Annotated in this window: 16 protein-coding genes; 1 reads left to right on the top strand and 15 read right to left on the bottom strand. The window is 64.8% G+C overall.

The genetic code is table 11. The annotated features are described in order from the left end of the window. Nucleotides 1–122 precede the first annotated feature (122 nt). Together DSM100688_RS11560 and DSM100688_RS11555 are read right to left on the bottom strand one after the other, a co-directional pair. The gene (locus DSM100688_RS11560; protein ID WP_152359233.1) at nucleotides 123–1,406 is read right to left on the bottom strand and encodes a PucR family transcriptional regulator; all 1,284 of its coding nucleotides are present in this window, start codon (nucleotides 1,404–1,406) and stop codon (nucleotides 123–125) included. A gap of 75 nt (nucleotides 1,407–1,481) precedes the next feature. Continuing rightward, nucleotides 1,482–2,207, bottom strand: a complete 726-nt coding sequence (locus tag DSM100688_RS11555; RefSeq protein WP_163146982.1) for a sulfite exporter TauE/SafE family protein — start codon at nucleotides 2,205–2,207, stop codon at nucleotides 1,482–1,484. 797 nt (nucleotides 2,208–3,004) lie between these two features. Between DSM100688_RS11555 and DSM100688_RS11550 the strand changes: the two genes are divergently transcribed. Then, nucleotides 3,005–3,637 (top strand): TetR/AcrR family transcriptional regulator, encoded by a 633-nt coding sequence (locus DSM100688_RS11550; protein ID WP_152359231.1) that lies wholly within the window; start codon nucleotides 3,005–3,007, stop codon nucleotides 3,635–3,637. A gap of 45 nt (nucleotides 3,638–3,682) precedes the next feature. Here DSM100688_RS11550 and DSM100688_RS11545 read toward each other — a convergent pair whose 3' ends face one another. The 13 genes from DSM100688_RS11545 to DSM100688_RS11485 all read right to left on the bottom strand — a co-directional run bounded on the left by DSM100688_RS11545 (nucleotide 3,683) and on the right by DSM100688_RS11485 (nucleotide 26,409). Continuing rightward, a complete protein-coding gene (locus tag DSM100688_RS11545) occupies nucleotides 3,683–4,285 on the bottom strand; it encodes a hypothetical protein (RefSeq protein ID WP_152359230.1) in 603 nt (200 codons plus the stop codon). 167 nt (nucleotides 4,286–4,452) lie between these two features. Further along, on the bottom strand, nucleotides 4,453–7,161 hold the full coding sequence (locus tag DSM100688_RS11540) for a glycoside hydrolase family 2 TIM barrel-domain containing protein (RefSeq protein WP_152359229.1): 2,709 nt from the start codon (nucleotides 7,159–7,161) through the stop codon (nucleotides 4,453–4,455). A 340-nt stretch (nucleotides 7,162–7,501) separates the two neighbouring features. Then, a complete protein-coding gene (locus tag DSM100688_RS11535; RefSeq protein WP_239519471.1) occupies nucleotides 7,502–7,999 on the bottom strand; it encodes a hypothetical protein in 498 nt (165 codons plus the stop codon). Between the two features lie 29 nt (nucleotides 8,000–8,028). Then, a complete protein-coding gene (locus DSM100688_RS11530) occupies nucleotides 8,029–11,181 on the bottom strand; it encodes a glycoside hydrolase family 3 C-terminal domain-containing protein (protein WP_152359228.1) in 3,153 nt (1,050 codons plus the stop codon). Between the two features lie 166 nt (nucleotides 11,182–11,347). Then, nucleotides 11,348–12,715, bottom strand: a complete 1,368-nt coding sequence (locus DSM100688_RS11525) for an ATP-binding protein (RefSeq protein ID WP_239519470.1) — start codon at nucleotides 12,713–12,715, stop codon at nucleotides 11,348–11,350. After that, entirely contained in the window at nucleotides 12,715–13,431 is a 717-nt protein-coding gene (locus tag DSM100688_RS11520; protein ID WP_152359227.1) for a LytR/AlgR family response regulator transcription factor, read from the bottom strand. The genes DSM100688_RS11525 and DSM100688_RS11520 overlap by 1 nt, the downstream gene beginning before the upstream one ends. 472 nt (nucleotides 13,432–13,903) lie before the next feature. Further along, the gene (locus DSM100688_RS11515) at nucleotides 13,904–15,196 is read right to left on the bottom strand and encodes an MFS transporter (RefSeq protein WP_152359226.1); all 1,293 of its coding nucleotides are present in this window, start codon (nucleotides 15,194–15,196) and stop codon (nucleotides 13,904–13,906) included. Between the two features lie 388 nt (nucleotides 15,197–15,584). Continuing rightward, entirely contained in the window at nucleotides 15,585–16,070 is a 486-nt protein-coding gene (locus DSM100688_RS11510; protein ID WP_152359225.1) for a hypothetical protein, read from the bottom strand. A 96-nt stretch (nucleotides 16,071–16,166) separates the two neighbouring features. Next, a complete protein-coding gene (locus tag DSM100688_RS11505) occupies nucleotides 16,167–19,244 on the bottom strand; it encodes a beta-glucosidase (RefSeq protein WP_152359224.1) in 3,078 nt (1,025 codons plus the stop codon). A gap of 301 nt (nucleotides 19,245–19,545) precedes the next feature. After that, nucleotides 19,546–21,255: an MFS transporter gene (locus tag DSM100688_RS11500; protein WP_152359223.1), complete on the bottom strand. Its 1,710-nt coding sequence runs from the start codon at nucleotides 21,253–21,255 to the stop codon at nucleotides 19,546–19,548. A 60-nt stretch (nucleotides 21,256–21,315) separates the two neighbouring features. Continuing rightward, nucleotides 21,316–23,937, bottom strand: coding sequence for a family 78 glycoside hydrolase catalytic domain (locus tag DSM100688_RS11495; RefSeq protein WP_152359222.1), 2,622 nt, complete (start codon nucleotides 23,935–23,937; stop codon nucleotides 21,316–21,318). Nucleotides 23,938–24,224: 287 nt separating this feature from the next. After that, on the bottom strand, nucleotides 24,225–25,703 hold the full coding sequence (locus DSM100688_RS11490; RefSeq protein WP_240811865.1) for an ATP-binding protein: 1,479 nt from the start codon (nucleotides 25,701–25,703) through the stop codon (nucleotides 24,225–24,227). After that, a complete protein-coding gene (locus tag DSM100688_RS11485; protein WP_152359221.1) occupies nucleotides 25,693–26,409 on the bottom strand; it encodes a LytR/AlgR family response regulator transcription factor in 717 nt (238 codons plus the stop codon). Before DSM100688_RS11485 ends, DSM100688_RS11490 begins: the two co-directional genes overlap by 11 nt. Between the last annotated feature and the right edge of the window lie 76 nt (nucleotides 26,410–26,485).

Raw genomic sequence — 26,485 nt, 5'->3', positions numbered from 1 at the left:
CCAGCTCCGGCCAAGAAACAAACCGACAGTTGAATGACACCGACATGACGCATGTGTCAACCATGCCCCAGGACATACCGTCAACCATGCCCCGACACATGCGTCATTTAGGCCCCGAGACATTACACGCGGACCTGCAGACCGACCGACAGGAATTCGCGCGTGCGGAAATCGGACAGATTCACGCCGAGGATGTCCTCGATTTTGTTGAGCTGGTAACTCACCGTGTTGCGGTGCACGAACAGTCGCTCCGCGGTCTCCTTGACCGATCCGGAGAACTGGAAGTACGTGCGCAGCGTCTCGGTCAGCTCGGTGCCGTTGACGCGATCGTATTCGACGAGCGGGCCGATGCTGTCGCGATAGTAATCGTCGAGAATGTCGCGGTCGGCGATGGCGAGCAGCAGTTTGTCGACGCCGGAGTTGTCGTACAACGCGACCTCGCCGGCACGGTTGCGCAGATGCTGCAATCGTTCGAGCTTGAGCGCCTGATGATAGCTTTTGCCGATGCATCGCGCGGATTTCGTCACCTTGCCGACGCCGATGTACGTACGGTCCAGCGTCGCGCCGCGGCGACGGATCCCCGCGATCATCTCACGCACCATCATCTCGACCTGTTCGGCCGTATAACGCGCGAACACCAGCACCAGCCGATCCTCGATGTGCACGACGGCGACGCGCCACTGGTTGCGCGTGACCAGCGACTCGACCTCGCGCGTATACATCGCGATGCGATCGACGTCATGCCGTCTGCGGGATCGCACGGAACCCGCAACATCCGCGGCCTTCCTCGACGCAGCATCCACGTCGGCCGCCGGATCGGACACGCCGCCGCCCGCACGGTCATGCGTCCCGCCGTCCGCGGCGACACCGTCCGGCTCGGCGCACGCGCTGAACACGGCCACGCAGTAGTTCCAGTCCTTGCCGAAACCGGACTGCTCGAGATACTCAAGATACATCTCCTCGCGGTCGGGATGGAAAATCGCGTTCTCGAGCGCGGCGGCGAGCTCCATGCTGTGCTTCTCGCTCATGGTGATCGCCAGGCTGAAGCTGTGCATGATCTGCGCCATGTGCACGCTCCACGGCACCTTGAACAGCGGGAAGTCATGCTCGTCGCAGAACCGGATCGCGTCCGGGCTGATCTGGTGGATGAACGGCCCGATGTTCACCACCGCGGCCGATGCGCCGGAATCGTACGCGCTTTTCAGCAGTCCGGTCAGATCCTCCTGCGTCTCCAAACCGATGCCGGTTGTGAACGCGACCTCCTGTCCTTCGAGAAAACCCGCGATCTCCTCGTTCTCGACCATGTGCACCCAGCGCACCGGCCGTTCGAGACCGTTCCGCCCGGCCACAAGCGTCAGGTCACGGTCGTTCGCCTGCTCCACGAGTTCCTTGAGCCGAACCGTCATCGGATGCCCCTTTCGCGTTCCGTCAGCACGTCATCGCCGCGATCGCACCGCAATCACAGCACGATCACAACACGATCACAACACGATCGACGCGCCGGAGATCACCAGCAGTATATACGTGAGCGTCAGAAACGCGCGCTGGCTGACGCGCTTTTGCAACCGGTTGCCGATCACGATCGCCACGATCAGCGGCGGGATCGCGACCGCACTGAGCACGAGCGTGTGCGACGTCATCACGCCGGACGTGGCCTGTTCGACAGCCATCAGCGCGTTGAGCGCGACCCATACGCAGGCCATCGTCGCACGGAACTCGTTCTTGTCCTTGAGCGTGGCGGTCGCGTAGACCACAAGCAGCGCGCCGCCGGAGATGAACATGCCGTGGATCACGCCGGCCGCGAGCGCGATGACGACGAGCAGCCAACGCGGCGGGTCGGTGCGGCTCGGCCGCAGCAGGTTCTTCAGGGCGATCACGATGATGAACAGGCCGTACGCCCTGCGCAACGGGGCGACCGGGAGCGCGGCGTACAGCGCGATGCCGGCGACCATGCCGACGGCCATGAGAGCGACCATCTCGCCGAGGATGCGCCAGCGGATGTGGGCGCGATGCTGCACGCCGAGCCACAGGCAGGCGAGCAGCGTGGTGAGGTTGAGCACGACCTTGGCGGCGTCGGTGCCGAGCAGCAGCACCGAGAACGGCATGGCGAGCACGGTGCCGGCGAATCCGGTGATCGCCTGGATGACGTTCGCGAGGAACAGCACGATGAGGAACAGCACGTCGCGCGTGGTCTCGGTTGCGTCCATCGGCACCTCCGTTTTGCAGTTCGCGCGTGCGTTTGTTTGTTCGTTCGTCGGCGGGCGGGCAGACGACGGACAGGCGGCGGACGGCGAGCGGACGGCAGATTGGCGGTGGATGAGCGCCACCCGGCTGCGGTGTCCGCGCACGACCGTGCGCTGACGCATGCGATTACGATGCGCCCACGATACAGCCGTCATGTAACGATCGGACGCTCACCCTCCCAGCGTCGGACACCCCTCAGCGGACATACAGCCGATTCAGGTGGGAAATCGGCTGTATGTCCGTTAAAGGGGGAAGGGGAGTCTGAAGTGTTAAGAGCAGGCCCAACGGCCCAACGGCATAGAGTCCAACAAACACATGTCACCCCCCTAACGGACATACAGCCGATTCGGATGGAGAAATCGGCTGTATGTCCGTTAAAGGGGAGAGATTCAGGACGCTCAGCATGGCCCAACGAACAGACACACGTACTTCTAACGGACATACGGCCGATTTGTGCGGGGAAATCGGCTGTATGTCCGTTAGAAGGGAAGGGAAATCCGGAGCGTTGAGAGCAGGCACAACAGCACAACAGCACAACAGCACAACAGCCCAACAGCACAAGGCCTAACAAGCACATTCCACCCTCCCTTTAACGGACATACAGCCGATTCAGGTAGGAAAATCGGCTGTATGTCCGCTGGAGGGCGGCGGGCGACGAATCGCGCGACATCCACACAAATTGACACAATGTCAAATATCGGCATACACTAAGCCGCACAGGCATCATGCAGTGCCGCGACATTCCAAAGTGGGGGTATCGATGGTCAAATCAACAGGCGCAACGGACGCGGCGAACACAACGGGCACCCCCCGTACAACCGACGCACGCGGCGACGCACGACGCACGCAGATCGTGCAGGCGGCGCGCGAAGCCTGCCTCGACACCGGATTCGCGCGGCTCACGATCAGCGACATCGCCGCACGCGCCGGCATGACGCGATCGCTGTTCTACCACTACTTCAACGACAAGAACGAGGTCGCCGACGCGGTCATCGACGCCGTCATCAACGACATGCTCGCCAAACTCGACCAATGGAACACCGAACGCGAGATCGGCAACATCGACAAGGCGCTCGGCGACATCGTGCGGCTCACACGCGCGATCATCACCGACGAAGGCCCGTTCAGCGCCAAGCTCATGCAGGCCGGCAACGCGGAGCTGTACATCAAGTTCATCGACCGGATCGCAGACCGGATCGCGGACTACTTCTGCGGGACCACCGTGCTCGAATTCGAACAGCTGCACGGGCTGCCGATCCGCAACGTGCACGAGACGTTCTACACGCTGATCGTCGGTCTGATCTCGCTGATCCGGTTGCACCCGGAGACGGATGACCGCGTGATCAAGGAGGTCGCGGCGCAGACGTTGCACATCGAGGGATATCTGGCGTAGGCGCAGGCGTCAGCGTGGCTACGCGGCCGCCCACCCGCGTACCGCTTACTTGCCTTCCGGGAAAATAATCTTGTAGATCGGGAAATAAATCACCATCTGGACGCCGCCGTTCACCACCGTAATGAGCACGTTGTACACGGCCGGCGGCACCAGCCCCTTGAGCAGCGGCACATACAGCCCCATCAGGAAGCTGCACACGATGGTGATGAGCACGAACGCCACCACGTACCACGCGATCTGGAACCACACGTTGCCATGCGATTTGAACGTGATGTTGCGCTGCATCGGGAAGTTCACGCACTGCGCCACGAACAGCGTGATCGCGAACGCGGCGAAATAGCCCATGCCGCCGGTCGCGTCGCCCGTCACCGGGTAGTCGAACACGTACACGTCGACCGGGCCGAGCACGAGGTGGATGAGCTGGCACGGTATGGCGCACCAGTCGGTGAACCGATAGAACAGGCCAGGCAGGAACGTGAGCATCACGTACTGCAGCACGGTGACGAACAGCGAGAACGCGTAGAACATAACGAACTGCGCAACGAGCTTGTGGCGGGCGGCGAAGCGCTGCCACCACGCGGCGAGCGGGGACTGCGGCCGTTGGGTTGCGGGCGGTTCGGCGGCGGTGTCAGCGACGTTGGATGCCATGGGGACTCCTTCGGTGGGGACGATTTTGCGGTGACGCGGGTTCGGTTGCGGTCGTTTGCTGCGGACAAAACGGCCGTAGACGAATCGGCATTGCGGAACGGGAACTCAGGTACGGCCGATTCGGCCGATTCGGCCGGTTACGCCGATCAAACCGGCCGAATCGATGATCACGCGACGGGGATGGTAAGGGTGGTGCCGTGGCCGGCGTCGTCCGTGAAGGTCACGGTGACGACATCGCCGGAAGCGGCGGATTCCGGCACCTGCACGACCGCGAGCGTCTCACCGTAGTAGGTGTCACTGTCAGCGTCGAGGAAACTGCCGGGATTGTGCGGCGCGGCGGAACCGTAGCCGAGCAGGGTGCCACCGGCGACCTCGGCGTGCACGATGCCGCGTTCGAGCGGCTTGGTGACGCCGTGATCGTCGGTGTAACGCACGCGCACGAACGCAAGATGACCGGGACGGACGGCCACGGCATCATCCGCAACCGCAGCCGATCCGTCAGCACCGGCAGTCATAGTCATAGCCGTCGCCGTCGGCCACTCGACCGCCGCGCGCAGTTCGGTGCGATCCCCCGCACTGTGCAACGACCGCCGTCCGATCTCGCGACCGTCGGCATCGTACGACACCGCCGTCACCTCGCCCGGCTCCCACGTACACGCGAACCGCGCGATGCAGTCGCCGCGCAATCCGCCACGCAGCCTCTTGCGCCCGACCTCGCGGCCGTTCACCAGCAATGCCACCGACACCGCCCGCGCGTACACCTCCACGTTCGCCCGTCGACCGTCGCAACCGTTCCACGCCCACGAGTCGATCGCGTTGCTCATCTTCCACGCGCTCGGCGAATGCTTATCGCCGGTGTGATTCACCGGGCACACGGCGAGGTACGGTCCGCGATCGACACCGCCGTCCGCGTCACGCCCGGACTCGAGCGCGACGCGCGTGTACAGCGCCTCGCCCAGCGCGCGGCCGCTCAGGTCGACACGCCCCGACCCGGCCGTCAGCCAGCCGTAGCCGATGCGCAGCGGCGCGTAATCCTCGTACTCCCACGAGCCGATGCCCGTCTCGCCCATGTAGTCCATGCCGGCCCACACGAAGTCGCCGATCACACGCGGATGCCGCTTGGCGAACTCACGGAACCGGTACGCGTCCGAACAGAACGTCTCCGAACCGAGGATGAGCCGGCGCGGATACTTGCGCAGGTCGTGCGCGTACCGCTTGATGCCGTAGTTGTAGCCGGCGACGTCCATGTTCGCGAACGCGCCGCGCGTGGCCCAGTCGCAGAACGGCAAGGTCGCCATCGTCTTCATGAACCCGGCGCCGAGCAGTCCGGCGAGGTTGTTGAAGAACTCGCTGCCGACGGCGGTGTGCTTGTCCTCGAGGCTGTGCAGGTCGCCGGCCTCGCGGCGGCGTTCCGCGGCGGCCGCCTCCTTCGCGGCCTTCTTGTCGGAGTACTGGCCGATGCCGATCGACGTGAGGAAGTTGAAGAAGATGTTGATGCCGCAGGTGACGGGGCGCGTCGGGTCGAGGCCGTGCAGGAAGTCGGTCATCTCGCGGGTGAGCTTGATGCCGCGCGGCTGGGCGGTCTCGCCGACCTCGTTGCCGGTGGAGTACAGGACGACGCTGGGATGGTTGCGATCCTTGACGACCATGTCGGTGAGGTCGCGGCGCCACCATTCGTCGAAATAGTCGACGTAGTCGTGCTGGGTCTTGTGGATGTACCAGTGGTCGATGTACTCGTCCATGACGAGCATGCCGAGGCGGTCGGCCGCGTCGAGCAGGGCCTTCGAGCACGGGTTGTGGGCGGAACGGATCGCGTTGTAGCCGTTGGCCTTCATGAGGGCGAGCTTGCGTTCCTCGGCATCGGCGTACGCGCAGGCGCCGAGCACGCCGTTGTCATGGTGGATGCACGCGCCCTGGATGATGACGCGCTTGCCGTTGATCTTGAAGCCTTCGGAGCCCCAGGCGAGTTCGCGGATGCCGAAGGTGACGGTCGTGGCGTCGGTGGTGGCAGGGGTGGCCGCGGTAGCGATGTCCGGCGACCCTGCGACTTCAGCGGCACCGACATCAGGATCGTCGGCCGCCGTGTAGCGGATGCGCGCCGTGTACAGGTTCGGCTCGTCCAACGACCACAGACGCGGGTTCGGAATGTCAAGCTCGATGACGGCCTTGCCGTCAACGACAACAGCATTGCCGACGATCTTGGGGACGTCGCTCCCCCAGTCGACCTCACCGACAGGCTCCCCGACCGAGGGGACCACGGCTGCGATGTCCGACAACGGATCGGCCGCCGCGATCTCGACGCTTACCGTGCCCGACGCGGTCGTCTCGACCGTGAACCGTACACGCGCCGGCTCGGGCACACCGCCATCGATGTCGAGCGCGGTCCCGATTGACAGCGTCTGCACGGTCACGCCGTCGAGCGCGATATGCTCGCGCGGCGCCGTCCACAGCGTCACCGGCCGATAGATGCCCGCGCCCGAGTACCAACGCGAGTTCGGCTGGTCGGCGTTGCGGGCGATCACACGCACCTCGTTCTCGGAGCCGGCCACGAACCGGTCGGTCACATCGACGGTGAAGTTCGTGTAGCCGTACGGGCGGAACGCCGCCTGCTCGCCGTTGACCCACACTTCGGCGTTGTGGTACACGCCCTCGAATTCGAGGATCATCGACGAGCCGGCCAGCGACGCGTCCGGCGTGAACCGCTTGACGTATTCGTAGTCGCGCCCCTCGAACCAGCCGGAGTTGAGACCGCTGGCGGCGAACGGCGAGCGCGGTTCGGCGAGCATGGCGTCGTGCGGCACCGTCACCGGCGTGAACGGCTCGTCGGAGTTGAGATGACGGTAGGACCAGCCGTGGTTGAATGCGATTGCGTGCATGAAAACCCCTGTGAGACAGTATAGATCTTGGGCGTTGGACGATTATGAACGGAAGATAGGCGGACAACGTATGCAGGAAGCGTGACGGCGGAGCTTTTCGCAAACCGAGAGGCAGATCTGGCGGGCCGTTGAGGTCTTTCTCCAAACTGAGAGGCAGACTTCTTTGCGAATCCACGCTCATTCGACCCGATATGCGCCGAATGAGCGGTTTATAGCCAGGAACGTTGCCTCTCAATTTGAAGAAAGACCCATGCGATGCCGGAAATCTGCCTCTCAGTTTGCGGAAAGCCCCGATGAACCTCGATCAGGACCTCCCGCAACCATAGTCGGCTGCCGTCGATCAGGCGGGGATGACCGCCACGCGCGGGTCGGCCGCAGCCGCTCCCGCCGCCACGCGGTCCTTGGCGAACGCCTTGACGATCAGTGCAATGATCGCGACGGCATAGGCCACCACGCCGATAAGCGAGATGTTGAGCGCGGTCTCCTCGGCGGCCGGATAGTTCACCGGAATGAAGTAGATGTCCGCCGCGAGGCGCACGCGCGCCAGCACGAAGAACGCGAACGCGACGATCATCAGCACCTCGGAGCCAACGAGCAGCAGATCGGCGAGCACGCCGCCCGCAACGCCGCCGGCCACAAGCCGCGAGCCGAGCGTGATCTTCGCGATCAGCGCGACCACGGCCACGGCACCGCACGCGAGCACCGCCGCGTTCACGCCCTGCCCGGCCAGATACCCGGTGGTGGAGGTCACCCAGTACACCGCCAGCCCGATCACGCCGCACACGACCGCAATGATCTCGGGGATGTTGACTTTGATGTTATTTGCCTTGTTTGCCATGTCGATCCTCATCCTTTCCTTGCCGAGGGTCACTTCGAGGAGACGGTGGTCGGGGCGGCCACGGACGCGGTTGCGGACTTAGCGCCGCGCACGCGCACGACCACGTAGCCGATCAGGCCGCCGGCGGTCAGCACGCCCGTCACCGCGATCGCCGCGAGGTAGGCCGCGCGCCACCAGGTCATGACGTTCTCGGTGTGGGTGGTGGAGTTCACGCCGTTCATGGCGTTCGAGTTGGCGAGCGCCCACAGCGCGTAGTGCACGTTCTGCTTGATGGCGAGGAGCATGTCGCGGTCCTTGCTCAGCGTGTTGGCGTCCCAGTAGCTCACGCCCTGGTTGCCGAAGCCGCAGAACGCGGTGGTGCCGGCGAGCACGGACTCCTTCGGGGCGGCGCGCGGCGACACGGACGTGAAGTCGGTGACGTTGTAGCCCTTGAAGCCCCACTCATCGCGCATGATGTTGACCATCACGGCGGCGTTCGCGGAGGAGGCGACGGCGCCGATGCGGTTGTAGGAGGTCATCACACCGAGCGCGCCCTGCGTGTAGGTGTCGGCGCGGGAGTCGTCGGCGGAGAACGACGCCGGCTTGCCCTTGCCTTCGATGAGCTGCTGGAGGTTGCGCAGCTCCATCTCGCGCGCCTTCTGCTCGTTCATGAAGATCGCGATGCCGGAGCGGTTGATCTCCTGATCGTTGAACGCGATGTGCTTGACGTTGACGAGCGTGCCCTTGGACTGCGCGCCCTGCACGGCGGCCGAACCGATGTATCCGGACAGGATCGGGTCCTCGGAGTAGTACTCGACGCCGCGGCCGTTGTATGCGTGGCGGTGCAGGTTCGCTGCCGGTCCGATGATGATCGGCAGGTTGAACACGAGGCTCGATTCGCCGATGATCAGTTCGCCGTTGCGGTACGCGAGCTCCTTGTTCCAGCTGTAGGCGAGGTTGGTGGGCGACGGAGCCACGCGCGAGGTCTTGTTCGCGTACTGCTCGTCCTTCGCGTCGGAGAACGCCTTGCCCTGATACTGGCCTTCGGACAGGGTGTGCGAGTCGGAGCCGCCGGGGCCGTCGTCGGTGGTCATGTCCTGCAGGCCGACGGATTCGATGCCGCCGATCGCGTGGAACGCGTTTTCGGCGAACGACATGAACTCGGAGACGGACACCTTCGAGGTGATCTGATCCCAGCGTTCGTCGTCGAAGGACGCACCCTTCATGTCGTTGATCGTCAGGTCGCTGGCGGACTTGTCGCCGATCGTGATGTCGGACGTGTCGTCGTCGCTCGACAGCGGGATGAAGTCGTTGTTGAGCAGCTTGGACACTTCGGCGTTCGCGCTCAGGCCGGAGTAGGTCTTCGGGAACGTGCCGTTCCAGTCGGAGCGGGTCAGGTAGGTGACGGTGCCGTCCTCGAACGTGTTGTAGTCCATCGAGTAGTCGCCGTCGGACAACTGGTTGGTGATCTGCGTGCCGGTGTCGGACGCGGAGAACGTGTCGGCATCCACGTCGCCGTCCCACGTCCACGTGTAGGTCTTGGACTTGTCGCCGGCGGCGGTCATACCGTCGGATTCACCGTAGCCCTGCGCGGCGAGCACGTTGTTGAGCGCGTCGTGCGCGTCGTCGCCGATCGCGAAGTAGTAGTCGCCCGGATCGACGATGTACGTCTTCGCCTTGTTCGCGTCGTAGCTGGCGAGGTTCGTCATATCGACGTCCATGGTGATGGTCTGCGACTTGCCCGGCTCGAGCGTGTCGGTCTTCTCGAAGTCCATGAGCTGGATCGCGGACTTCTCGACGCCGTTCTGCTTGTCGTAGTCGGTGTACGGCGTCTGCGCGTACAGCTGTACGACGGACTTGCCGGCCACGTCGCCCGTGTTGGTGGTGGTGACGGTGACCTTCGCGCTCTTCTTGTCGCCGGAGACCTCGACCTTGTCGAGCGTCTGCTTGAACGTGGTGTAGCTCAGGCCCGCGCCGAACGGGTAGACGACCTCGTTCGCGTAGTCCCAGGTGCCGTCCTTGGTGGCGAGAGTGCCGTCGGCGTTCGTGTAGGTGCCGGCCGACGCATCCGCGCCGCCGTTGCCCATGACGATGTCGGCGTAGCGCGTCTCGTAGTACCGGTAACCGGTGTAGATGCCTTCGGATTCGATGAGGTACGAGTTGACGGCCGCGTCTTCGGAGAAGTCGGACGCGTTCGTCCACGGGATGTTGCCGAAGTTCTGCATGGCCGGCGAGGCGGCCGCGTTGGCGACCATCACGTCGCCGAGGTGTGCGGACGGCGAGACGGTGCCGTTGAGCACGTCGGCGACGGAGTAGAAGCCGTACGCGCCGGGGAAGCCGATCCACATGATCGCGTCGATGTTCGGGTCGTTCTGGAGGTCGGAGATCTCCATCGCGTTGACGGCGTTGACGAGCACGATGACCTTGTCGAAGTGGTCTTCGGCCTCCTTGATCATCGCCTTCTCCTCGTCGGACAGGCTCAGGATGTTGCCGTTGGCGGTGTGCACGCCGTCCGCGAGGCCGGCCTGGCCGATGTTATACGCGCCGTTTTCGCCGCCCGGTCGGCCGACGACCACGATGGCCGCGTCGTTGTATTCGTCGTACTGCGAGTTGTATTCGGGGTTGAGTTTGGCGAGTTCCGCGAGGGTCAGTTCGCTCGGATCGTCGTACTTGGTGATCTCCGCGTATTCGGGGATGATGCCGCTGCCGAACTGCGGGGTGGTCCACTTCTTGTCCTTGAAGTATTCCTGATAGGCCTTGAGCATGGACGGGTTGATGTCGAAGCCGGATTCCTTGAAGGCGTCGGTGATTTCAACGGTGGAGTTGCCGTCGGCGATCGAGCCGCCGGAGCTGCCGTAGACCGGCGCGTAGCTGCGCACGCCGAACATGGTGATCTTTGCGTTCTTCTTGATCGGCAGCGTGTCGTTCTCGTTCTTGAGCAGCGCGTAGGTCTCCTGCGCCTCCTGCTTGGCGAAGTCCTTCCAGCCTTCGTAGGCTTCCTTCGCGCTCTTGTATTCGGACTTGTAGGTCCAGCTGTCGCCTTCGTCGGCGGACCGGTCGGTGACGGTGCGCTGGCTGCGCGTGCCGACCGCCGCGTCGAGCGACGTACGGTACGTCTCCATGATCGTGCCCGCCATGACGGCGATCGCGAGGAGCAACGCGCCGATGGCGGTGATGCCGCGCCACAGGTTCGTTCGTTTCATCTGATCCTCCTTGAATCTCCGGACGCGCTACTGCGCGTGTCCTGAATCCAGTGTCGGGCGGATCGGGTGGCGGTTCAACGCGATTCACGTGAACGGTCGTTTTCGTGCACCGAACGACATCGTGCGGTCCGCTTTCGCTCTCGCCTCACCCTGTTTCGCTCCCGCCTCACCGCGGCAGGATCACGGTCAGACGGAACACGCCGCCGCGCGCGACGATCGACATCGTACCGTCGTACCGTTCGGCGATCATGCGAATCGAGCGCGTGCCGAACCCGTGGTAGCGCGCGTCGTCCTTCGTGGTGCGCGGCAGTCCGTCGTCAAAGCTCAGCTCACCTGCGTACGGGTTCTCGACACGGATCATCACCATGCCCTTCTCCTCGCGCACACGCACGGCGACATACCGGTCGGCGTCATCGTCGAGCCGGTCCACCGCCTCGAGCGCGTTGTCGATCGCGTTGCCGAACAGCGAGTAGATATCCACCGGCGTCATGAACGACAGCAGCCGCCCGTCGATCATCCGATCGAACCGTATGCCGCGCTGCTCGCACTGCATCGACTTCTGCGCAAGCAGCACGTCGAGCGATTCGTTGCCGGTACGCACCGACGCGTCATACAGGTCGACCAGATCGGACAGTTCGCTCGCCTGCTCCGGCGAGATGCGCGGGCCGAGCGTCGCGATCTGCTTCTTGAGATCATGCGTCTTCACGTTGATCAGATCGATGGTCTCCTTCGACGCGGCCAACTGGCGACGCTGCTGGCGCAACAGTTCGCGCATCACCTCGGCGTCCGACCGCACGGCCTGATTGACCACCACTTCGACGGCCAGCGTCATCAGGAACACGCATGTCACCAGGTCGAACGCACTGAAGATCGTGAACGCCTGCGAGCCGCCCGGCGCGGCCGTCGCGTTGAACAGGTTCGTGAACACGCTGATGCACAGCAGCATGCCGAACAGCATGCCGATCACCGAACGGCCCGCCAGCGCGGACGTGGGCTTGCGCACGAGCGGACGCGCGAACCACCAGTAGCCGAGCAACAGGAACGGGATCTGCATGAGCGCGTACACATACGTGTCGATCCACGCACCGTCATGCCAGAACGCGTGCAGCCAGATCGACGACAGCCGCGCGCCGCGGTACACGAAATGCTGCAGCGTGCCGCCCATCACGAAATAGAACACGGCCTGCCGTATGTTCACCCGCCAGCAGACGAGGATCCACAGCGTGAACACCAGATACACCGCCACGTTCTGCACGGTGGCGGTCCACAGGTCGGCCGGCACGAGCAGGTTCCACGCCATCGAGCACACGAGGATCGCGGCCATGCCGGCCGGCGCGCGCATGGCGAACCCCGGGCGGCGGTCGAGCCACCACGTGAACATCAGTGTGCTGACGAGCAGTTCGAACACCATGCCGTTCGCGGTGAAGAATTGCGTGGCCGACGCGAGCGCGGGCATACCCGTTGCGGCTGTTGCGGTTGCTGCGGCCGCTGCGGTTGCACCCATCGCGACGGCACCCATCGCGACGCCGGCCATCACAGCACCGTCCCGTCGGCCATGCTGGCGGCGAGGTCGATCATGAACTGCTTCTTGTACGCGCGGCCGATGGCGAGCGTGCCGCCGTCGGCCAGTTCGAGTTCATTGCCCGCAACGGCCGCGATGTGACGGTTGTTGACGACGAACGCCTTACTGCAGCGCAGGAATCCGCGCGGGCCGAGTTTGTCGACCACGTCCTGCAGGGTGCCGGAGCCGGTGACGACGCCGGATTGCGTGTGATAGAGCAGCGCGTGGTCGCGCACTTCGATGTAGCTGATGTCGCGCAGACGGACGCGGCGGGTGCCGCCGCGCTGCATGATCATGACCGCGGCGGAGGCCTCCTCGCGGATGGCGACGGCGCGGCCAAGTTTGCGTTCGAAGTCGGGATACGAGAACGGCTTGATGATGTAATCCAACGCATCCACCTCATACCCCTTCGCCGCGAACTGCGCCATATTCGTCACGAAGATCAATATCGTCTCGGAATCCAGCTCGCGCAGGCGGCGCGCAGCCTCCATGCCGTCCATGTTCGGCATCTCGATGTCCATGAACACGATATCCCAGCTCGCCCGGTACGGCTCCAAAAACGACGTCGGCTCGCGGAACCCCGTCACATCGAACACCACGCCCGGATGATCCGCCTCGTACCGCGCCAGACAGCCGCGCAGACGCGCCGCCGCATTCTCGTCGTCCTCGACCACCGCCACCGTGAACATGCCGCCTCCGCCTCCTCGCCGTACTCTCGCATCATCCCACCATAGCCGAACCCCCACCAACCCAACCACACGCCACACACAACCAACCCCTCCTCCCCTCAGTCGGCTCCGCCGACAGCTCCCCTCCCCGAGGGGAGCCACGTTCCCTCGCATCGAGCGGACGCATGGCCTGTCATCGGCCCCCGCTCTGAGAGGAGCCGGGGGTATGGGTGCGGCTCCCCTCTCCGAGGGGAGCTGTCGCCGCAGGCGACTGAGGGGAGCACATCTGACCACATCCCCTGCGTGGCGGGAATGACTCGCTGAGGCACCCCTCAGCGAGTCATTCCCGCCACGACCGATTCGTCATGGCGGTTTTCGCTCGCTAAGAGACACCCCAGCGAGCGAAAACCACCACGCGGCCTCCCGTGCATGGCAGAAAACGCTCGCTGAGAGGTCTCTCAGCGAGCGTTTTCTGCCACGAGGGACACGTGACTCACGCAGCGACGCGACGCACGCGCATGAACGTGCAGCCGGCAGCGACGAACACGGCGACGACCGCGACGAAACCCCACAGCGTGGTGCCGATCGTGGCGGGTAGCACGAGCGCCGGGGTGACGAACGCGAACAGACCGCATAGCAAACGCGAGAATCCGAGGATGAAACCCTGCACGGCGGCGCGCGACGTGGCCGGGAACGTCTCCTGCGTCCATACCTTGCAGATCGCCTCGCCGGCCAGCGGCAGACCGACGTACATGATGGCGGTGGCGGCGACGATCACCCACAGCGAGCCGCCGCCCGCGGCCATGAGGATCATCGCGCCGAACGCGATCACGCCACCCGCCACGAACAACGGGTTGCGCCAGCGCGTATTGACCGTGACGGATACCACCCAGTTCGCGGCGAACATCACGATGTACAGCACGATGCCAAGACCGGTGGCGAGCGACTGCGAAGCATGCGCGTTGACGAGCATGTAGGTCTGGAACTGGCCCCATGTGTTCGCCACAAGATTCCATCCGATGTAGAACACGAGCAGCGACGCGAACGCCGGGACGAGCCGCAACGGTATGCCGAACGGGCCGGTACCGACCACGCCGGCATCCACGACCGCGGCATCCTCATGTTCCGGAGCATCCGCACCGGTCGCACCAACCGTACCGGTCCGCTCGCCAGCCGCATGCAACGCCGCAAACTCACTCGACCGCAGCCGCCACAGCAGCAGTCCGCACGCGATCGCGGCGAACAACACGAACACCACGCGCCCACCGGTCGCGCCGGCGAATCCCGACACAGCGAACGCGGCCAGCGCCGAACCGAGCATGCCGACCTGCCATCCGAGCTGCGTGACGGTCACAAGCGTCGATCCGGCGGCCGGATCCTGCGTGTCACGCGACATCACGGAGATCGACACGGGCAGGTCGAGGCCGGTGCCGAGGCCGGCCAATACCACGCCGGCCAGCAGCATCCAGAAATCCGGCGCGGCCGCGCACAGTACGAAACCGATCACCGATACGAGGTTCACCCAGTTGAACACGCGGGTCATGCCGAGTCGCGCGCACAACCAGCCGGCGAGCAGCGAGCCGGCGGCGATCGCGAAGTTGAGCGCCGCGCTCAGCGCACCGACCTGCGTGGCGTCGAGACCGAGGCCGGCCTGCCACATCGTGATCGTGGTCGACAGGCCGACGATGGCCGACGAGCCGAGGAACGAACCGACCGCGCCGCAGTAGCCGAGTCGGGTCAACGACGACTGCGATGCGGACGAACCGCCGGTTGCCGAGTGAGCCATAGTACATACTCCTTTATACGTATTCCATAATCACTATAGATCATGTAATATACATGCCATTTATTCGCACGCCGCCGATCGCGAACGACCGTAACTCAACAACAACGCCACCGTCCTGTTGAGTTACGGCCGCCCCAAGCCCGACAAACGACCGTAACTCAACATCATCTCCACCCAACTGTTGAGTTACGGTCGTTTCGGACATGGAAAACGGCCGTAACTCAACAACAGGCACGACTTATCGTTGAGTTACGGCCTTCCTTGCCGACGACCGGCGAACCGGCCGTCTGACGGCCCGGCTTACGTGGGCCGCCGGGCCGACGGACCAACGCCCGACGCTCGACACCCCCGACGGACGACGGATCGACGGACCAGCGTACCGTCCGGGTCACGCGTTGCGCTTGTTCACCTTGAGGTACGAGGCGACGATCGACAGCACCACGGCGACCACGTACGCGATCATGCCGTAGATCGCGCTCATCAGATCGGCCATGTTCTGCGCGTTCTGGTTGAACGTGGCGATGGATGCGATCGAGTTGACGCGATCGGACAGGAAGAACGCGAACGCGCACATCAGCATCACCGACACGGCGACGACGCACACGTCGAGCACGACGCGCAGCCACGAGACGCCCGCGGCCGAGCCAGCCGAACCAGAACCCGCGGCCGCACCAGCGAACTGGTTGCCGACCAGAATGACCAGCTCCAGCACGATCACCCCGACCGAGCAAGCGAGCACGCCCGGGTTCATGCCCGCGCTCAGGAAGTAGCTGGTGTGACAGTTGATGACGTAGTAGACAAGCGCGACGACGGCCGCCGCCAGCGCGAGGATGTTGACGTAGAATCCGATGGATTGCTGCTTGATGAAGTTCATGATGATCTCACTTTGCACCGTTGATCTTGACGTTTGTGGATGGGCGGCGGGTCGGGTCAGCCGGACCTGCCGCCCGGAATCGAAGGACCGAAGGACTCAGCGCGAGCCCTTGCCGCGCAGCGACACCACGTACATCGCGGCGCCGAGCAGGGTGAACAGGCCGGTGACGATGCTGGCCGCGGTCAGCGCGTTGTCGTACCAAGTGCGCAGGGTGACCACGCGCGAGGAGGAGTTCAGGCCGTCCATCGCGTTGGAGTTGGCGATGGCCTGGAACTGCCAGGTCATGTTGCGCTTGAGGTCGCTGACGAGCTGGCTGTCGGAGCTGACGTTCTTCACGGTCCAGAACGGCCAGACCTTGGAGACCGCGGCGATGCTGTTGTCGCCGGTGAGGCACAGCATCGTGATGCCGTTGTGGGCGGCTGCGGCCAGCTGCGAGTAGGTGGCGTCCTGGATGAAGTCCTCGCTCATGAGGCCGGTGAAGCCCCATTCGCCGCGCAGGATGCCGAGCATGAGGCCGGTGTGCGCGTTGGTGGCGGTGACGCCGATGCGGTTGTAGGCGCTCATCATGCCCATGGCGCCGGCGTCCTCGACGGTGGCCTGCACCGCGCGCAGCTCGCCTTCGCGGGCCTTCTGCTCGGTCATGAACACCGACAGGCCGGTGCGGTTGATTTCGGTGTCGTTGAACGCGTAGTGCTTCGGGCCGAGGATCAGGCCGTATTCCTTGGCCGCGGCGACGGACACCGCGCCCTGGAAGGCGGTCAGGATCGGGTCTTCGGAGTAGTACTCGTGGTTGCGCGCGTTGTACGGCGAACGGTGCAGGTTGGTGCCCACGCCCCACAGGATCGGCAGGTTGGCCCAGATGGAGTAGTTGCCGAGCAGTTTGCCCCATTCCTCGGAGATCTGCTTGCTGAACGTCTGGCCGAGCACGGATTCGTTGGCCATGACGCCCATCTTGAAGTTGAGGTTCGGGTCGTTCGCGTCGACCTTGTACGGGTCGGCGGAGTTCGGGTCGGTGTTCGCATACTGGCCGAGCGTGTAGGAGTTGAAGCCGTTCGGACCGTCGTTCTGCACGGCCTCCGGCGAGCTGATCGTCGCGACGGACTTGGTGGACGTGCCGCCGAACGCGTTGCGGATCATGGCCTCCTCGAGGGTCATCTGGTCCATCAGATCGCCCCACTTGGCGTCGGTGGCGTCGTCGTTGCCCTTGAAGTCGGCGAGGGTCAGGTCGTTCTTCGCGCCCCACGTGGTCGCCTTGGCGTCGTTGTGCTCGCCGATCTGGTACGTGTCGTTCGACAGGCCGCCCTTGAGCATCTCGTCGGTCGCGGTCAGGTCCTTGTAGGTCTTCGGGAACGTGCCGGACCAGTCGGAGCGGGACAGGTAGGTCACGGTGCCGGGCATGTAGGTGTTGAGATCGGCGTCGGCGAGCTGGTTCTCGACGTTCGTGCCGTTCTTGGTGGTCGCGAAGGTCGTGTCGTCGAACTCGTCGAGCGTCCACTTGGCCGCGTCGGCCTTGTCGCCGTCCACGTCGGCGCCCTGCGCGGCGAGGACGTTGTTCACGGCTTCGTGCGCGCCGTTGCCGATGGCGAAGTAGTAGTCGCCGTCGTCGAGGATGTAGGTGCCCTTGGTGCCGGCCTTGTTGGATGCGGTGGAGTCCCAGCTGGCCATGTACTGCGCGTCGGCGGTGATGTCGACGGTGGTGGATTCGCCCGGCTTGAGTTCGTCGGTCTTCGCGTAGTCGAGCAGCTGCACGGCGGACTTTTCGACGTTGTGCTGCTTGTCGTAGTCGGTGTACGGCGTGCTGGCGTACAGCTGGACGACGTCCTTGCCCGCAACCTTGCCGGTGTTGGTGACGGTGACCTTCGCGGTAACGGTCTTCTTGTCGAGGTCGACGGCGACGGAGTCGAGCTTCTGGTCGAAGGTCGTGTAGCTCAGGCCGTAGCCGAACGTGTAGGTGACTTCGTCGTCGTAGTTCCATGCGCTGCCGGTGGAGCTGCCGGTGGACAACTTCGCGTCGCCCTGGTTCAGCACGGTGTCGGCGTAGCGCGTCTCGTAGTACTTGTAGCCAGTGTAGATGCCTTCGGCTTCGACGATTTCGGAGTTGATGTACTTCGAGTCGTCGGCGTTGGTCCATTCGTAGTCGCCGTAGTTCTGTGCGGACGGGGCGGCGGAGTTGTCGACGGCCCACGTGTCGGCGAGGTGGCCGGACGGGTTGGCCGCGCCGGACAGCAGGTCGGCGACGCCGTAGAAGCCGTAGGCGCCGGGCAGGCCGATCTGCATGATTGCGTCGACGCCGGCGTTGTCGGCGATCTCGTTGATCTCCATCTGCTGGGCGCTGTTGACGAGCACGATGACCTTGCCGCCGTTGGCCTGCTTGGCGGCGACGGCCGCGTTGATAAGGTCACGTTCATCGTCGGACAGGCCGAGCGGGTCGGACTGGTTGAGGTTCTGCTTGGGGTCGACGCCGTCCTTGCCGGGCAGGTACGTGCGGTTTTCGCCGGAGCCGCGGGCGATGGTGACGATCATGACGTTGTCGTCGTTGAGCGTGGACTTCCAGTCGGCGTTCGCCTGGTCGAGCGTGGCCTGCGACGGCTCCTTGCTGGAGAACGTGCCGCCGATGGCCGGGGACGTGATGCGGGTGAACGTGTCGGTGCCCCACGGGTTCTGGACTTCGGTGACGAACGACGATTCCATGGACTTGTACATGTCCTGCAGGGTCGTGTTGATCTTGAAGCCCTTGTCAGTGAACGCGGTGACCATGTCGACCGGGTCGGCGTCGGTGCCTTGGAACGTGGTGAGCGAGGATCCCATGTCGCCGCCCTGCACCGGATAGTAGCTGGAGAAACCGAGCAGGCTGATCTTCTGGGTTTCGGCCTGGGTGAGCGGCAGCGCGCCGTCGTTCTTGAGCAGGACGGAGCCTTCCTCGCTGACCTTTTCGCCGAAGTCGCGGATCGCGGTGACGAGTTCCTTGGTGCTGGAGTAGTCGGACTTGTGGGTGTAGTCGGCGGCGCTGGCGTTCTGCGTGGAGAACGTGGAGCTGGTGGTGCCGAGGAACTTGTCGATGTCGGTGCGGAAGCCCTGCACGGCGCTCGTCGCGGCCAGCGACAATGCCAGCAGCGATGCGAACGTCGTCGTCACGCCTCTCCACACCCGGGTCTTCGGGCTGTTCTTCTTCATTGATTTCCTCCTGTTGTTGGATGCCACCCTGCGGGCGGCACAAATCTTGTGGGTGATGATGGGGGCATCGGGGGCTGGCTGGGGCTGGAGCCTCTCGGATTGCTCCCCTCAGTCAGCCTTCGGCTGCCAGCTCCCCTCAGTGAGGGGAGCCAGATAGGGAAAGCCGTCCGCATCGCGGCTCCCCTCGCCGCGAGACAGGCCGCCGGCCGAAGGCCGTCCGTGTCATGCGGCTCCCCTCGCCGAGGGGAGCTGTCGGCGCAGCCGACTGAGGGGAGCGGGGTCACCGGCCTCAGCGCTGGTCTCAGCGCTTCTTGGCCTTCGCTTCAGCCTTGGCCGCCTTCGCCGCCAGCTTCGCCTGATACTTGGCCTCTTCGGCCTCGAAGTCGAGCCCCTTCTTGGCGCACCGCGCCCGCAGCTCCTCAAGCCGCGCGGCCTCGGCCTCGCGGTCGGCGGCCTCCTGCTCGCGGCGCAGCCGTTCGGCCGGCTCGACCCATTCGCCGCCGGCGGCGAGCACGGCCGCCTTCTGGTGTTCGAGGATCGTCCGCTGGTCGTCCTTCACGTACTTCTCGACGCCCAGGAACACCATGAGGATCACGATGGCCGCGTAGCACACGAGTTCGGCGCCGATGTAGCAGCCGGCGAGCACGGTCTGCACGCCTTCGTTCTGCGAGGCCGCGGTCGCGTCGTAGCCGGTGGCGGTGAGCAGCAGGTTGATGATGCCGTTGCCGAGGCCGGTCATGCCGACCATGATCGCCCCGTAAACCGACATGGTGAACCCGTCGGAGCGGAAGCCGTTCCTCGCCTCGAGGTGGTCGAGCACGTCGGAGAGGATCGCCAGCGTCACGTACATGGCCGGGATCGAGCCGATGCCCTTGAGCACCACGCCGACGCACACGATCACGAAGCTGTGGATGTCGATCAGGCTCACCGCGCCGCCGAGCACGGCGAAGATCATGCCGAACAGCACCGCGTTGCGCTTGCCGAGCTTGTTGGCGATCGGCCAAGCGAGCAGCATGCCCACGGCGGTCGGGATGCCGCCGATCATGCCGAGCATGCTCATCGCCGCGCCGGCCGACGCTTCGGAGTTCACGCCGTCGAACATCCAGCGCGAGTAGTAGCTCATCGAGCCGTTCTTGATGAGACCGGACAGCTGGAACAGCAGGAAGTAGCCGATGATGATCCACCAGTAGCCGTTCGACATGCAGGCGCGCGCCTGCTTGGCCATCGGCAGTTTCTCTTCCTTGATGTTGAGCTTCATATTCTCTTCCGTGATGCGTTCACGGGTGAAGAAGTACTCGACGAGGATGCCGATCGCGGTGACGACGCACAGCACGACCATCACGACGCGCCAGTGCGCGTAGCTGGCGGCCGCGTCGATCACGCCGCCGTGGTCGACGAACAGGTAGCTTTGCAGCAGGATCGGCACGAGGATGCTTGCGCCCACGCCCACCGCGGCCACGCCGGACGCGTTCGACAGGGTCGCGAGCAGTCCGCGCTGGTTGCTGTTGCGCGTCGACAGACCGACCATCGAACTGTGCGCGGTGTAGAACAGCGGGTACGCGAGCGCGTAATACAGGTTGTACGAGATCGCGATCCAAATCATCTGCGCGATCGGCGCGGAATCGGTCGGCGTCATGAACAGCAGCGCGATCGCGACGACGACGAACGGCACCGACAGCAGCATGTACGGGCGGGCCTTGCCCTGCGACGTGCGCGTGTTGTCGATGAGCCGGCCGACGGCGAGGTTGCCGATGATCACGAGGATGACCGAGGCCATCGGCAGCACGGCGGAGAACACGCCGAACTTCGCGGTGTCGGTCCAGCCGAGCACGTCGGAGTAGTACCGGTTGAGGTACGAGCCGAAGATCGCGTTGGAGATGAACGCGCAGAACGGTCCGACGAAGTAGCCGAGCAGCATCTCCGGCGGTTTCACGTTCGCCGACGTGATGCGGGTGCGCACCAGCGGGTTGTCGAAGAACCCGCCGTTCGTGCGCGTCGTTGCGGTTGCCATGATGTGTCTTCCGATCCTTTCTCGTAAGGTCTTGCAGTCGCGGATACGCCCGTGGTCGCGTTACAGCGTGCACGTCGCCGTGTGCGTGCCGGCGGTGAGTTCGTGGGTGGTGCCGTCGGGCATCGTCAGTGCGCAGGTCGTGCCGAACGGCACGTCGACGGTGACGTCGAATCGGTCGCCGGTGATCGACCACGCCGATCCGACGCGACCGTACGGCGTGTCGACGTGGCCGTTCGCCCACGTCAGCCCGCCGCCGACGAGCGGCCGCACGCGGAAGCGGCGGTAGCCCGCTTCGATCGGCTCGATGCCGGCGATGCGCTGGTAGAGGAACGCGCCGACCGCGCCCGAGGCGTAGTGGTTGTACGAGATCATGAGATCCGTGCCGTCGTCGCCGATCGGGCATTCGCCGTGCTCGTCAAGGCCGTCCCAGCGTTCCCAGATCGTCGTCGCGCCCATCTTGACCTCGTACAGCCAGCTCGGGCACCGCTCGTTGGTGAGCATGCGGAACGCGACGTCCGGCCGGCCGTTGTCGGCGAGCGCGAACAGGATGTACGGCGTGCCGGGGAAGCCGGTGCCGATCCGGTAATCGTTGCGTTCGACGAGCGCGGCGAGGTTGTTCACGGCCTTGGTGCGCGTGGCGGCGTCCGGAAACATGCCGAGATGCAGCGGCAGTACGTACGCGGTCTGGAATTCGTCGTTGAGCCTGCCGTCGCCGTCGGTGAACACGGAGACGTACGCGTCGGCCACGCGGTCGGCGAGCGCGTCGTATTCGCGCGCGTCGTCGTCATGGCCGAGCACGCGGGCCACGCGGGCGAGCGTGCGGGCGGTGTTGTTGAGGCTTGCGGTGCCGGTCCATTTGCCGCGGGCCTGCCACTGCTGCATCTTCGGCACGTCGGGCGCGATCCAGTCGCCGAACTGGAACGGGGTCGGCATCCACCAGATGTACCGGTGCTTGCCGAAACCGAACAGGCCGGCCCAGAAACGGCAGGCGTTCACGTACCGCTTCATCGGCTCGTACATGCGCTCGAGCACGGACGCGTCGCCGCGCGCCTGGTATTCGGCCCACGGCACGAGCACCACCGCGTCGCCCCACCAGGCGATCGCCATTTCGGGCATCGTGGCCGGGAAGCCGTAGCCCTGCACGGGCACGGTGTTCGGCAGGCCGCCGGTGGGCAGCTGCTCGGCCTTCACGTCGCGCAGCCACTTGTCGAGGAAGCGGCCCATGTCGAAGTCGTAGCAGGCGGTGGGCGCGAACACGGCGATGTCGCCGGTCCAGCCCATGCGTTCGTCGCGTTGCGGGCAGTCGGTGGGGATGTCGAACAGATTCGACTTCGCGCCCCACACGATGTTGCTCTGCAGTTGGTTGAGGCGTTCGTCGGAGCAGGCGAAGTCGCCGGTGCGGGTCAGTTCGGAGTAGAGCGCGACGCCGGTGACCGTGAGCTGTTTCGGTTCGATGCCGCGCACGGCGATGTAGCGGAAGCCCATGTAGGTGAAGCGCGGGGCGTAGCTCTGGTTGCCAGCCACGCAGGTATAGGTGGCGGTGGCCTTCGCGGTGCGCAGGAACGTGGTGTTGAGCGTGCCGTCAGGGTTGAGGATCTCGGCGTGGCGCACGGTGATGGTCTGGCCTGCGGCCGCGTTGGCGATGTCGAGGCGGACGACGCCGGCGAAGTTCTGGCCGAAGTCGTAGATGATCTCGCCGTCGGCGCGGCGCTTGCAGCTGATCGGCGCGAACGTCTCGTGCTCGCGTACGGGTGCACCGTAGTCGGCTTCGATATGTTTCGGCGTGGTCTTCGGGCGTTCGATGGAGGCCTTGCGCCAGTGCGCGCCGCCCGCGTTGCCGTCCGGGCCGAACGCCCGGGTCGCGTCGTAGGTTTCGCCGTCGTACAGGTCGGCCATCGTAAACGGGCCGTCCATGGTGACGTCCCAGTCGGCGTCGGTGCCGATGGTCTCGCTCGTGCCGTCGGTGTAGTCAATGCGCAGTTCGGCGAGCAGCGCCTGACGGTCCGCGGTGACGCGGTTGACGCGTGTGAACACGAACGATCCGACGGCCCAGCCGCCGGCGACGGTCGCGATCAGCGTGTGCGTGCCGGTTGCATCGTCGTTCGCGTCACTGTTCGCGCCGTCGTTCGTCAGCTGATCGGTGACGTCGTAGGTCTGATACTGCAGGTTGGTCTTGTACGACGTGAAACCGGGCGCGAAGTACCGGTCGCCGACCTTGCGGCCGTCGAGCGCGAACTCGTAGACGCCCATCGCGGTGGCGAACAGCCGTGCGCGCGCGACGGTCTTGCCGGCGGCGAGCGTGACCGTGCGACGGAAGCTCATCGGCTTCGGCGAAACCTTCTTCTCGGTGAACTGGTAGTCGCCGTCGGTGATCCACGTGCCGACCCACGGTTCGCCGAGACGGCCGGTCTCGAACGAGGTCGTCGCGGTCACGGTGACGCCCTGCGCGTCGGTGACGGCCAGCGTGACCGGATACGTGGTGAACGGCGTGAGCGCGGGACCGTCGTAAGGAGTCGCGATCGACGTGTCCGGATGCACGGTCCACTCGCCGACGGTGAGCGTCACGTCGCGCACGACGTCGTCCGCAGCACCGTTCAGCGTATAGGAGAAGCGCGGATTCGGATTGTCGGTCACGCAGCCGTGCCCCAGATGCTCCACGGTCAAACGATCAATCGTCAGCATGACGTCACCCTTCCTTGTCGTGTCTCCTGACTGCGACGACCACGACCATCATGGTCCTTCGTCTCGTCCTCACCGGCTTCCGGTCATTGGAAACCTTGTGATATTCAGTCAAGCGCACGATGGACGGGCACACCACGCCACCGTCACAAGATGCGGTTTTCGCCCCACAAACGACACCGGCAACACTGTCCGGCTCTCCCCTCACCACCGTCCGGCTCCCCCTCCCAGGGGAGCTGTCGGCGAAGCCGACTGAGGGGGTCATACCCGACCCGTCTGCACCCGAACCGCTACGGCATCGGAATCAGCACATTCACCGCGAACACGCCGTCCTCGGCCTTCACCGACAGCACGCCGTCGTACTGCTCCACGATCATGCGCATCGAACGCACGCCGAACCCGTGATACCGCGTATCGTCCTTCGTCGTCACCGGCAGCCCGTCGACGAACCGGCGCTCGCCGTCGTACGGATTCTCCACGTGCACCACGAGCATGCCCGCCTCGGCACGCACCTTCATGCGGATGTACCGCCGCGCCGGGTCGGCCACCGCGCCCACCGCCTCGATGGCGTTGTCGATCGCGTTGCCGAACAGCGAGTAGATGTCGGCCGGTTTCATGAACGCGAGACTGGCGCCGTCGATCATCCGGTCGAACTGGATGTGCCGCTGCTCGCAGACGAGCGACTTGTTCGCCAGCAGCACGTCGAGCGCCTCGTTGCCGGTGCGCACCGACGAGTCGTAGATGCCGACGAGCCCGCGCAATTCGTCGATCTCCTCGGCCGGGATGCGCCCGCCGAGCATGTTCAGCTGTTTCTTGAGATCATGCGTCTTCACATTGATCAGGTCGATGGTCTGCTTGTCGGCGGCAAGCTGCGACTTCTGCTGGTACAGCAGCTGCTTGAGCACTTCGCCGTCGCGCTGGGCGGCCTCGCGCATGACGATCTCGCGCTGCATGAGCAGCAGGAACGCGCACAGCACGGTACGGGTGAGGATGAACATCATGTACGCGTAGATGTTGATGCCGGCGTCCGCCGTGAAATAGTCGAACAGGCAGGAGAACACGTCCACGCTGAGCACCACGCCGATGAGCAGCGGCACCACGTGGCTGTCGGCGAGCCCCTGCGGCACATGGCCCTGCATGGGCCGGGAGAACAGCCAGTACCATGCGGCGAGCAGCAACGCGAACGACACCGGATACAGCCACAGGTCCATCGCGTCGTCGCGGATGCGCGCCGCGACATGGACCACGCCCATCACGATCTGCGCGCCGCCGTAGGCCAGATGCTGCAATCCGACCACGGCCGCCGTATAGAACAGTCCCTGCGTCACGTCGAGCCGGCGGCACACGGTCAGCGCGACGAAACACAGCGTGTCCACGAGCACGAGCCGCGCGATCTGGCCGAGCGCGTCGTGCGGCTGGTTGAGCGCGGCCATCACCGTCGTCACGGCGACCATCGCGAGCACGCACGCGGCCAACCGCACGCGCCAGTGCGCACGCCGTTCGATCCACCAAGTGAACATTTCCGCGACGATGAGGATCTCAATCACGTAGCCGTTGGCGGCGAAGAACCAAACCAGCAGGTCGGCGAACGAGCGCAGTCCACCAGTCAAGGCCGCTAGGGCCGTTGCGAGCGACGCCGTCAACGTGAGCACGGGCGATGCCGTCACCGCCGCGATCGGCGACGATACCGTCACGGCCGCGGCATGCAGTGACGACAGTACGGTTGATGCGGCAGCCACGGCCGTCATGGCCGCCAGTTCAGCGCACACGATCGTTCCCCAGGTTCTCGGCGAGCGCCAGCAGGAACGACTTGCGGTAGGCGCGTCCGATCGGCAGCTGCGTGCCGTCCGTCAACGTGACCGTGTCGCCGGCGACCTGCGCGATGTGGCGGCTGCTGACCAGATACGGTTTGCCGCAGCGGATGAACCCGCTGCCCGACAGGCGCGCCTCGATGTCCTGCAACGAGCCGTACGCGCTGATAGTGCCGGAATCGGTGTGGTATTCGAGGTTATGCGCGCGGATCTCGATGTAGCTGATGTCGCGCAGGGCGATGCGGCGCGCGCTGCCGCGCTGGCTGACCAGCAGGGATTCGCCGTCGGCCTGCGCGAGCTTCAGGGCGCGGGTGAGTTTGCGTTCGAAGTCGGGGTACGAGAACGGCTTGATGATGTAGTCCAAAGCGTCCACCTCATACCCCTTCGCCGCGAACTGCGCCATATTCGTCACGAAAATCAATATCGTCTCGGAATCCAGCTCGCGCAGGCGGCGGGCCGCCTGCATGCCGTCCATGTTCGGCATTTCGATGTCCATGAACACGATATCCCAGCTCGCCCTATACGGCTCGAGAAAGCCGGTCGGCTCGCGGAACTCGGTCACGTCGAACGCCACGCCCGCATGATCCCGCTCGTACCGCGTCAGACAGCCGCGCAGTCTCTCCGCCGCATTCTCGTCGTCCTCGACCATCGCCACCGTGAACATGCCGCCTCCGCCTCCTCGCCGTACTCTCGCATCATCCCACCATAGCCGAACCCCCACCAACCCAACCACACGCCAC

Source organism: Bifidobacterium ramosum (assembly GCF_009299505.1).
In the GTDB taxonomy this organism is placed as follows: domain Bacteria; phylum Actinomycetota; class Actinomycetes; order Actinomycetales; family Bifidobacteriaceae; genus Bifidobacterium; species Bifidobacterium ramosum.
This window is presented reverse-complemented; position numbering and strand designations above follow the sequence as displayed.